Genomic DNA, 12,379 nt, shown 5'->3' on the forward strand with positions numbered 1-12,379 from the left:
TCTATAAGACATTTAACTTAAGAGTAGATTGATAAAATTTTATCCATTACAATGCCTAAGCTTTAAATTCTATATATGGGGAATAGGAAAACATTCTAAATGTTTTATCATTTTAAAAATAATATTAATGGATACATAAAAAATTTTTAACTATATAAAAAGCCGCGATTTAAAGTAGCTACAATAAGGGTTTAGTGTTTTATGATAGTTAATAATATTTAATTAAAATGAGTGTCTATTTATCTTAATATTTTAGAATAACTTAATAATATTTAAAATTTCATGGTGGAAAAATGGTACAAGTATCATTAATGGCAAATAATGCTTCAAAAAATAATACAGTTGATATTAATGTAGGCCAGACAAAAAATATTGTAGTAAATCCTAAAGAAGTCGCAAAAATCGATATAAATCCAGAAAAAATTTCTTCAATAACAAGAGAAGGAAACAGTGCAATTGTTCATCTAAAAGATGGAACTGAAATTGTTTTAGAAAACTATTTTATTAGCGAAAACCCGCAAATTCTTTTAAATGAAGGGCAGAGTTATTGGGCTGCTAATCTGGGAGAAGATGCTAGCGGACAGACCACTGTTAATTATTTAGAATTAAAAGATACGCCAAAGCTTATTGATAGTTCATCTTCTGTACCCCTCTGGTCGTGGGTAGTCAGCGCTTTAGCAGGAGCAGGAACAATTGCTTTATTGTCTCGGAACGACTCTAAAGATACAACGCCTCCTGAGCCAGGTACTTTGAATCTCAATAATTTTTTAGATTCTGGGGGATCAACTACAGACCAGATTACTCAAGATAAAAACTTCACTTTAAAGATTGAGGGACAGGAAAGTGGTAGCCAAGTAACGTATTTAGTTTCTACCGATGGTGGTAAGTCTTGGCAGGAAACAACGGTTGCTCAAAAAGATTTGGCCGATGGTGTTTACCAATATAAAGCAGTAGTAACCGACGTTGCGGGAAATAAATCAGAAACCGCTATACAAAAAGTCGTTGTGGATACAACAGTACCGCAAGCAGGTGAATTAACTTTAGCTACTTTGACTGATACGGGCATTTCAGCAACAGATCAGATTACACAAGATAAAACTTTTGATTTAAAGATTAGTGGACAAGAAGTAAATAGCCAAATTACTTACTGGATATCGAAAGATGATGGAAAGACATGGCAGGAAACCACAGTAGCTCAAAAAGATTTAACCGATGGTGTTTACCAATATAAAGCTATAGTTACAGACGTTGCAGGGAATACATCAGAAACCGCTATACAAAAAGTCGTTGTAGATACCACGGCGCCAAAAGCAGGTGAACTGACTTTATCTGATTTGACTGATACAGGTGTTTCAGCAACCGATCAAATTACGCAAGATAATAATTTTACTTTGAAGCTAGCTCAACCGATTGTAATCGGAGAGCAAGCTGCTTTACTAGATCACTATGAAATTTCGAAAGATGAGGGAAAAACTTGGCAGGAAACAACAGCTGAACAAAAAGATTTAGCTGATGGTAGTTACCTCTATAAAGCTGTAGTGACAGACCTTGCAGGCAACACATCAGAAACTGGTGTGGAAAAGGTAATTATAGATAATTCTTTAAATATTGAATCAACTACAGTAACTGTAAAGTCGATTACTGAAGACAATATAATAAGTCTAGTTGAAAAAGATCAAGTTATTTCTATAAGACTGGACGTAGATAATCTACCAACAGATTTAAATAGTTCACTGACTTCAGTAAATACGACATTAAACAATGTTGTTTATAACTTTCATTTTGATGAAGTCACCCAAGAATGGGTTACTGAAATTCCAGCAGAGTTTCTGTGGTTAGATGAATCGCAAACCAATATGTCAATTGATATTAGTCTTACTGATCAAGCTGGCAATACAGCCATTATTAAACAGAACCAAAATTATAATGTAGATCATACTCCGAATTCGCCAACTCTAGATTCGCTAACTTTCAACAATATAGATGGAGCTATCATTTCAGGTAGTGCATATAAAGGAAGTAAGGTCGATATCTACAATAAAAATGGTGACTGGCTTGCAACTACAATAGCTACTGAGGAGGGTAAATTTACTTTACAAAACCTTTCGATTAACTCAAATCAAGAGGTTTATGCAGTCGCTACTTATAATGGATATAGCAGTGAAAATTCGTCAATTAGCCTAGTTACTGAAGTTCCTGCTATTAGTATTACAAGAATTAGTCCAGAAGGTGTGATCACTGGTTATGCGACCGAAGGCAGTCATTTTATTGTAAAAGATCAGAATGGAAATATTCTACAAGAGTTTAACTCCATTGCATTTGAGGGTTCAGGTATTACGCCTTTTAGTGTAATGGCATTAGGTGAAGTCAGACCATTTACTTTGTCTCTCGACCAACCTTTGGAGGAAGGCACTCAAATTATTATTTCTACAGATAAAGATAATATTTCAGGCCATCCACAATATATTACCGCAGACTATACTCCAGCAGTATTTTTAGAAACTCCACAATTTGATATCAGTGGTGAAACTTTATCAGTACATGTTAATGAGCCGAACAGCTTTATTCGGGCATTTTCTGGAGAGGGTAATTTAATTGCTACAGGTTTTACCGATGAGCAAGGCTTTGCAAGTTTACAGGTGTTCCAATTTTTAAAAGAAGGTGAGTCGGTTACCGTACAAGTAGTAGATAAAAATCAAAATACGAGTGAAGCCCTAATCGAAGTTCCAAACTTTGCTTATATTCCATATGTTGAACGTATTACACAAGAAGGCTTAATTTCTGGGTTTGCTGAAGATAATAGTACAGTAATCGTGCGTGATGCTGACGGTAATGAATTAGGAAAGGCTACATTAGGTGATGACAATAGTTGGAATGAATTTAGTCATTTTAGCTTGAGTGTAAACCGACCTTTAATTGATGGAGAGCAAATTTCCGTTCAAATTATTGATAATAAAGGGTTGATGAGTCCTGAGCAGAATATCATTGTAGATCTGACTCCTCCACCTGTCCCAACAGATTTAAATTTCAATGATGCTGGCGATTTAGTTTATGGTCATGCAGAACCTTTCTCTGAAATTTTAGTTAAAGATGGGCAAGGAAACATTCTTAATAAATGGTTCTGGAATAACTGGACCGATGAGAGTGGAAGTTTTTCGATAGAACTAGGTATGTTTTTAACTAATGCTGAGACGGTTTATGTCACGGCTACCGATGTGAATGGAAATGTAAGTTTAGCAGCGCAGATACAGGCGCCTAATTATGCTTTTGCCCCCCATGTAGATAGTTTTACTTCGGACGGAGTGATAAGTGGACAAGCTGAAAATAATAGTACTCTCATTGTTAAAGATGCCAAAGGTGAAGTCGTAGCCGAAATTAAAGTTGGTGAAGATAACGGTTGGAATGGATCAAGTTATTTTAAACTCCAGCTTGACCGCCCTCTTGTTGATGGTGAGCAGTTTTTCTTATCAATTAAGGATGCTCGTGGACAAGTAAGCACCGATACTGTAATTACCGCTGATACGGTTGCTCCTACACCAGCCAGTAATTTAGTTTTCTCAGAAGATGGTTCCTATCTTACAGGTGTAGCAGAGCTGAATACTACGATTCAGGTTTTTGATCATAATGGTCAGCTCGTGAATATATGGAATAACACTATAAACTCGGACGGTACATTTACTATTTTCTTAGGTAGCAATAATTTACATGGAGAGGTATTCACGGTCACCGTTAAAGACCAAGCCGGAAATGTGAGTGAAGCTGTTTCAATAAATGCTCCACTTGATGATATTGCACCAGATCCAATTAAAAATATTTTACTTGATGCAAACGGTCAAAACTTTACAGCGCAAGCAGAAGCAAATAGTCAGATCGAAGTTTTTGATTCATTAGGTAATCAGACGGGTTGGGGCTCTACAGATAGTGCTGGTAATGTCTCAGGCTTTTTCAATCAAAGCTATTTACATGGTGAAGAACTTACTTTTGTTGTTATAGATCGAGCAGGTAACCGTAGTATCGAATTTAAGCAAAATGCTTTAATTGATACCATTGCACCAAATCCGATTGCAAATATCATCTTCAACGAAGATGGCCAAAGCTTTACAGCTCAGGCAGAAGCTGGAAGCTCTATTGAAATATTAGATCAGGCTGGAAATAAGATTACTACTAGTTATACCGATAGCTTAGGTAATGTATTTGGTTATTTCCCGCAAGTTTACTTACATGGTGAGGAACTTACTTTTGTTGTAGTTGACCGAGCGGGTAACCGTAGTGCAGAGGTCAAGCAGAGTGCTTTAACTGATGATATCGCACCAAACCCGATTGAAAATATTGTATTAGATATCAATGGACAGAGCTTTACAGCTCAGGCTGAAGCAAATAGCCAGATTGAAATTAAAAATACCAATGGTGACATTATTGGTTATGGATCAGCAGATAGCACAGGCAATGTTTCAGGATATTTGTATCAAGTACATTTACATGGAGAAGAACTTACTTTTGTTGTCGTTGACCGAGCGGGTAACCGTAGTACAGAAGTTAAGCAGAATGCCTTGATTGATGAGATTGCACCAAATCCGATTGAAAATATTGTATTCGACTCAAACGGTCAAAACTTTACGGCGCAAGCAGAAGCAAACACTCAAATTGAAGTTAGAAATGCTGCAGGTGAGGTCATCGGTTCAGGTTATGTAGATGGCGCTGGTAATGTGTCAGGTTATTTATATCAAGTCTATTTACATGGAGAAGAACTTACTTTTGTTGTCGTTGACCGAGCGGGTAACCGTAGTGCAGAGATCAAGCAAAACGCTTTAACTGATGATGTCGTACCAAATCCGATTGAAAATATTGTACTTGATGCGAACGGACAGAACTTTACAGCTCAGGCAGAAGCAAACACTCAAATTGAAGTCAAAAATGCTGCTGGTGAAGTCATAGGATCTGGTTCAACCGATAGCATGGGGAATGTTTCAGGTTACTTCTATCAGGTCTATTTACATGGTGAAGAACTCACTTTTGTTGTAGTTGACAAAGCGGGGAACCGCAGTACAGAGGTCAAGCAGAATGCCTTGATTGATGACATTGCTCCGAATGTGATTGAAAACATTATCTTTAATGAAAATGGTCAAAACTTTACAGCGCAAGCAGAAGCAAATAGCAAAGTTGAAGTTAAAAATGCTGTGGGTGAGGTTGTAGGTTTTGGTTATGTGGATGGTGCTGGTAATGTGTCAGGTTACTTGAATCAAGTTTATTTAAAAGGTGAGGAACTCACTTTTGTTGTGATTGATCAAGCCAGTAATCGCAGCGCTGAATTAAAACAAACAGCCTTTCTTGATAATACAGCACCGGAAAATGCGACTAATTTAGTATTTAGTGAAGATGGCTCATATCTAAGTGGTATCGCTGAGCCAAATGCGACGATTCAAATATTTGATCAGAATGGTCAATTATTAAATCTTTGGAATAATAATGTTAATTGGGACGGAACATTTAACATCTATTTAAACAGTAACTACATGCATGGAGAAGTATTTAAAGTAGTTGTAGTTGATCAGGCTGGTAATTTGAGTGGTGAGGTTACTGTAAAAGCACCGCTTGATGATATTGCTCCTGTAGCTGCAAGTAATCTGGTCTTTAGTGAAGATGGTTCATCCCTTTCTGGAGTAGCTGAACCAAATACTTTCATCCAGATTTTTGATCAAAATGGTCAGCAGATGAATACGTGGAGTCAGAGTGTAAATGCTGATGGTACATTTACTATTTTTTTCGGTATTTACAATTTACATGGTGAAGAGTTTACAGTCATTGTTAAAGACCTTGCTGGAAATGTGAGTGAAGCTGTTTCAGTTAAGGCGCCGCTTGATGATATTGCGCCTAATCCGATTAAAAATATTGTACTTGATGTGAACGGTCAAAACTTTACAGCACAAGCGGAAGCAAACAGTCAGATCGAAGTTTTTGACTCATTTGGTAACCAGATAGGTTGGGGCTCTACCGATAGCACTGGTAATGTGACGGGTTACTTCTACCAAGTTTATTTACATGGAGAGGAATTAACTTTCGTTGTCATAGATCGAATGGGTAACCGCAGTGTCGAACTTAAGTTAAATGCTTTGGTGGATACCATTGCGCCAGATCCAATTGAAAACATCATCTTTGACGAAAATGGGCAAAATTTTACGGCACAAGCAGAAGCCAATAGTTTTATTGGTGTCAAAAATGCTGCGGGTGAGTTTGTCGGTTATGGTTATGTTGATAGCACTGGTAATGTGTCCGGTCACTTCAATCAGGTTTATTTAAAAGGTGAGGAACTCACTTTTATCGTTATAGATAAAGCAGGTAATCAAAGTATTGAGTTTAAGCAAAATGCTTTGATTGATGATATTGCACCAAATCCGATTGAAAACATTGTCTTAAATGAAAATGGTCAAAACTTCACAGCGCAAGCGGAAGCAGATAGTCGAATCGAAGTTAAAAATGCTGTTGGTGAGGTGGTAGGATCTGGTTCAACCGATAACATGGGTAATGTTTCTGGTTACTTCTATCAAGTTTATTTACATGGAGAGGAGCTTACTTTTGTTGTAGTTGACCGAGCTGGTAACCGCAGTACAGAGGTCAAACAGAATGCCTTAATTGATGATATCTCGCCAAATCCGATTGAAAATATTGTGCTCGACTCAAACGGTCAAAACTTTACTGCGCAAGCAGAAGTAAATACTCGGATTGAAGTCAAAAATGCTACGGGTGAGGTTGTAGGCTATGGTTATGTAGATAGTACTGGTAACGTGTCAGGTTATTTTAATCAAGTCTATTTACATGGAGAAGAGCTTATATTTGTTGTAATTGATCAAGCAAGTAACCGAAGTATTGAGGTTAAACACAATGCTTTAATTGATGATGTTGCACCATCAGCTGCTTCAAATATTACATTAACCTCAGACGGATTGCTTTTTGGTGAGGCTGAGCCAAATGCAACGATTGAAATTATTGATCAATATGGTGCAGTTATCGCAACAACTTATGTTTGGTACGATGGCACATTTAATCAATGGATTAATCTGAGTCAATACCAGACACAAAATTTGAGTATTGTTGTCAAAGATATTGCTGGCAACCGAAGCGAAGTTGCTCATGAATTAGTACCAGTATTTACCAACTCACCAATTACTGCAACAGAGCTAAAACTGGATGTAGATGGTCATATTCTAACAGGAAAGGCAACAGCAGGAATGTCGATTGTTGTTACATCTACTGATGGTCAGATCATTAATGGAGGGTGGAATAATGTTGTGAATGAAGATGGTAGTTTTGCTATTCAGTTAATTGATTACTATCTACAGGGACAGACATTACAAGTTCGAGTTTATGACCAGAATATCAATCAATACAGCCTAATCTCTGAAATTATTGCGCCTTTAGACAATATTGCTCCAGTGATTGACGATGTGGTAATTAACAATGACGGTTATGGTATTACTGGGCAAACTGATCCGAAAGTAACCATTAAAGTAATGGATGCGGATGGAGATTTTAGAGCAGAATTTCAATCGGATGAAGCTGGATATTTCAATGCTAGTATTTATCCACCATTATTACGTGGAGAGCAGTTATTTATAACGGCAATAGATTTAGCTAAAAATATAAGTATCCCACTTAATATTACTTTTAATCCAGACACTAATGCACCACCAACAGCAGATCAGGTCGTTGTATCTGAAAATGGTTTCTTCATTGAGGGAACTGCTACACCAAATAGTGAGGTGCGTATTTTTGATGTGTATAGTAATTATATTGGTGGTGGTTCTGTAGATGAAACAGGGCATTTTAATATCCAGTTATACTCACCTCAGGCGAATGGGCAAACTTTACGCATTGTTGTGGAGCAAAATGGCTATCAAAGCGCTTACACCGAAATTAAGGCACCGATAGACATCGTTGCACCAAATGCAGCAACTCAGCTTGTCTTAGAAGATGGAAATGTACTTTCAGGACAAGCGGAAGCATATTCAACAGTTAATATTTTTGATGCTAATAATAATTTAGTTGGTCAAACTACTGTCAGAAATGATGGAAGTTTCACAACATACTTATGGTCACAATATTGGCATGGTGAAACATTGACGGTAAAAGTAGTTGATGCCAATCAAAATGTGAGTGTAGGTACAACGATTATTGCTACAAATGATACAACAGCACCGAAAGTGGTCACCCAGCTTGCCATAAATGGATGGGGAGAGCTCACGGGACACGCAGAAAGTAAGGCTACTCTTGAAATTACATATTATTTTGCTGATCAAGAACCTTCCGTAACGAGTACTACGGTCATGGCAGATGGAACTTTCTCTACTTATGTGTATGGGACTGCAATGTCATTTGACCTTACCATTATTGATCGTGCAGGAAATCGTAGTGAAACTATCAGCAAAGCGATTAATGATTTACCTACAATCACTGTCGATCAATTTAAAGGTGATGCTACGGATAATACGTATATAGTTGATCATATAAGTGATTTTGTTGAAGAATATACTGTTGAGCCGTATGCAACATATAAAGATGTTTGGATTGATAATAGCTATATGTATCCAGAATGGATTAATGAAGGGCATTATGAACAGATATGGCTTGTTGATGGATATTATGAACAACAATTAATAACAGATGTATATTATGAAAAGCAGTGGATCATAAGTGGTTATTCGACTATACAAAAAATATATATAAATCAAGATAATATAACTTATATAGATAATGGTACGGCAGAGAGCGACTATAGTCGATATGTAGAACAACATTATGATGCTGTAAATGAACAATGGCAAGAAGGCTACGAACTGACCTATATACGTTCAGAAGAAGGCTGGGTTGATACTAGTCATTTTGAAGATATCTATTTTGATACAAGTCATTATGAAGATGTTTGGGTGGATGCTAGCCGTTATGAAGATGTTTGGGTAGATACTAGCCACTATGAAGATGTTTGGATAGAAAGTGGCTATTGGGAGAACCAGCTTATCGAATCAGGCTACCGAGATGTCGATTTTGGTGGAAACGATAAAATAGTTAGCTCTGTGAGTTATAGTCTGGTTGGATATTCTGATTGGTCGACAAATATAGAAAGTGGTCGTTATGTTGAAGACTTGGAGTTAGTTGGCTCTGCTCATCTAAATGCAACAGGCAATGCTTTAGATAACCTTTTAACAGGTAACTCTGGTAATAACATTTTGAATGGGCGTGAAGGTAACGATACCTATATCACCAATGAAGGTACAGATACTATTCTGTTCCAATTGCTAAATAGCCAAGATGCGACTGGCGGAAATGGACATGACACGGTGTTAGATTTTACTTTAGGTGATGTAAGAACCGATGCTCAAGCAGACAAAATTGATTTAAGTGAACTATTAATTGACTATTCTAAAGATGTGAGCACATTAGCGAAATTTATTACTGTAGCGCAAGATGCTGGAAACACGACTATTAGTCTTGACCGAGATGGTGAAGGTGCAATGTTTAGTAGTGTGTCATTGATAACTTTAAATCAAGTAAATACAACATTAGATGAATTGTTAAATAATCAGCAACTCTTTGTTTAACATTAAAATTTATCTTTATAAAAGAGGCTATGAAAATAGCCTCTTTTATTTTGTGCTTTAAATTTAATAAAAACTTTTCACAACCTGTTAAAAAATGACCAAAAAAGATAAGTTTTTTTTCATTTTCCCCTTGAAGCCTTTTTTTTCATCCCCACAAAAGTGACATCTAAATATTTTGTTATTGCTCTGGATTAAAGCAATAACGATTAATCAAAAAGACTTAGTCTGATGGAGTTAATTATGAGCAACATTCGTCCATTACATGATCGCGTTGTAATTCGTCGCGTAGAAGAAGAAACCAAAACTGCTGGCGGTATTTTACTTCCAGGTTCTGCTGCTGAAAAACCATCTCAAGGTGAAGTAATTGCAGTAGGTAATGGTCAAATCACTGAGAATGGCGTACGTGCTTTGGATGTTAAAGTTGGTGACAAAGTATTGTTTGGTACTTATGCAGGTACAACAGTGAAAGTAAGTGGTGAAGAACTCTTAATCATGAAAGAGTCAGACATTTTAGCTGTGTTGGAAGGCTAATCAATCCATAACTCAATTCATTATCAGATTCAGTATTTAAAAAGATTCGGAGTTTAATATGTCAGCTAAAGACGTAAAATTTGGTGATTCAGCTCGCTCAAAAATGATTGCAGGCGTAAACGTACTTGCAGATGCGGTTAAAGTGACTTTAGGCCCTAAAGGTCGTAACGTAGTGATTGACCGTTCTTTCGGTGCTCCGCACATCACTAAAGACGGCGTAACGGTTGCTAAAGAAATTTCATTAAAAGACAAGTTTGAAAACATGGGTGCTCAACTTGTTCGTGAAGTTTCTAGCAAAACTAACGACATCGCTGGTGACGGTACTACAACTGCAACTGTACTTGCTCAAGCAATTTTAAATGAAGGGATCAAATCTGTAACTGCAGGCATGAACCCAATGGATTTAAAACGTGGTATCGATATCGCAGTAAAAACTGTAGTTGAAAATATCCGTTCAAATGCAAAACCAGCTGACGATTTTAAAGCGATCGAGCAAGTAGGTTCTATCTCTGCTAACTCTGATACTACTGTTGGTAAACTTATCGCTCAAGCGATGGAAAAAGTAGGTAAAGAAGGCGTAATTACTGTAGAAGAGGGTTCTGGCTTCGAAGACGCGTTAGACGTTGTAGAAGGTATGCAGTTTGACCGTGGTTATATCTCTCCATACTTCGCAAACAAGCAAGATACTTTAACTGCTGAACTTGAAAACCCGTTCATCCTTCTTGTTGACAAGAAAATCAGCAACATCCGTGAATTGATTTCTGTTTTAGAAGCAGTTGCAAAAACTGGTAAACCACTTCTTATCATCGCTGAAGATGTTGAAGGTGAAGCGCTTGCTACGCTTGTTGTAAACAACATGCGCGGTATTATTAAAGTGTGTGCTGTTAAAGCTCCTGGTTTCGGTGACCGCCGTAAAGCAATGCTTCAAGATATCGCAATCTTGACTGGTGCAACTGTTATTTCTGAAGAAGTTGGTATGTCTTTAGAGCAAGCAACTCTTCAAGATTTAGGTACTGCGCACAAAATCACTGTTTCTAAAGAAAACACTGTTATTGTTGATGGTGCTGGTGATGCTGCTGGTATTGCTGAGCGTGTTCAACAAATCCGTGCTCAAATTGAAGAATCTACTTCAGAATATGACCGTGAAAAATTACAAGAACGCGTTGCTAAATTAGCAGGCGGTGTTGCTGTAATTAAAATCGGTGCAGCAACTGAAGTTGAAATGAAAGAGAAGAAAGACCGTGTAGATGACGCGCTTCATGCAACTCGTGCAGCAGTTGAAGAAGGTGTTGTTGCTGGTGGTGGTGTTGCTCTAGTACGTGCGGTTAATGCATTAGATGGCTTAAAAGGCGCTAATGAAGATCAAACAGCAGGTATCAACATTTTACGTCGTGCGATCGAAGCTCCACTTCGTCAAATCGTTGCAAACGCTGGTGATGAGCCATCTGTAGTGATCAATGCAGTTAAAGGTGGTGAAGGTAACTTTGGTTACAACGCTGCAACTGGTGAATATGGCGATATGTTAGAAATGGGTATCCTTGACCCAGCTAAAGTAACTCGCTCTGCACTTGAGCATGCAGCTTCTGTTGCTGGCTTAATGTTAACTACAGAATGTATGATTACTGACATTCCTGAAGATAAACCAGCTGTTCCAGATATGGGCGGTATGGGTGGTATGGGCGGCATGATGTAATAACGCATCAACGCTTTAACCAAAAAATCCCTGCTTATGCAGGGATTTTTTTATTTTTCACGTAATTTTAAGAAATAATTAAGTTCCATTATTTATATTAAAAACAGGAACAGCAGCTAGAAGTTCCTCTTTTGTTACAACCATGCTTATTTACTTGTAGGCATGGTTTTTTTTAGCCTAATAAAATAATTAACCATGTAATAGCAATGATAGAGAGTGCAACAAATTGGGCAGCACTTCCCATATCTTTTGCATTTTTAGAAAGCTGATGTTTTTCAAGAGAGACTCGGTCAACCACAGCCTCAATAGCCGAGTTGAATAGCTCAACGATCATTGCAAAAAGACATACAATAATCAGTAATACATGTTCACTACGGCTCACATCAAGAAAAAAACTAACCGGAATCAAAATAATATTTATCAAAACAATTTGGCGAAAAGCTGCCTCATTTTTATAAGCTGCTTTAAATCCTGAAATAGAGTAGCCCGTAGCATTGAGTATGCGCTTAAGACCGCTTTTACCCTTATAGGGAGAATAGCTATTCATATACTTATATTTCTG

The 12,379-nt window shown here is 37.3% G+C and carries 4 protein-coding genes; 3 read left to right on the top strand and 1 reads right to left on the bottom strand.

The genetic code is table 11. The features are described 5' to 3' along the window. Positions 1-293 precede the first annotated feature (293 nt). The 3 genes from blp1 (at position 294) to groL (ending at position 11,817) form a co-directional block, all read left to right on the top strand. The gene (gene blp1 / locus MKX14_RS00170) at positions 294-9,593 is read left to right on the top strand and encodes a biofilm-associated Ig-like repeat protein Blp1 (protein WP_240281482.1); all 9,300 of its coding nucleotides are present in this window, start codon (positions 294-296) and stop codon (positions 9,591-9,593) included. 240 nt (positions 9,594-9,833) lie between these two features. Further along, positions 9,834-10,124 (top strand): co-chaperone GroES, encoded by a 291-nt coding sequence (groES, locus tag MKX14_RS00175; RefSeq protein WP_002120604.1) that lies wholly within the window; start codon positions 9,834-9,836, stop codon positions 10,122-10,124. 58 nt (positions 10,125-10,182) lie between these two features. Continuing rightward, positions 10,183-11,817, top strand: coding sequence for a chaperonin GroEL (groL, locus tag MKX14_RS00180; protein WP_002120607.1), 1,635 nt, complete (start codon positions 10,183-10,185; stop codon positions 11,815-11,817). Positions 11,818-11,989: 172 nt separating this feature from the next. Here the strand turns inward: groL and MKX14_RS00185 are convergent, their stop codons facing one another. Continuing rightward, on the bottom strand, positions 11,990-12,364 hold the full coding sequence (locus MKX14_RS00185; RefSeq protein ID WP_002118962.1) for a diacylglycerol kinase: 375 nt from the start codon (positions 12,362-12,364) through the stop codon (positions 11,990-11,992). Positions 12,365-12,379: the final 15 nt, after the last annotated feature.

It is taken from the genome of Acinetobacter pittii (genome assembly GCF_022449185.1).
Taxonomy (GTDB): Bacteria; Pseudomonadota; Gammaproteobacteria; order Pseudomonadales; family Moraxellaceae; genus Acinetobacter; species Acinetobacter pittii_I.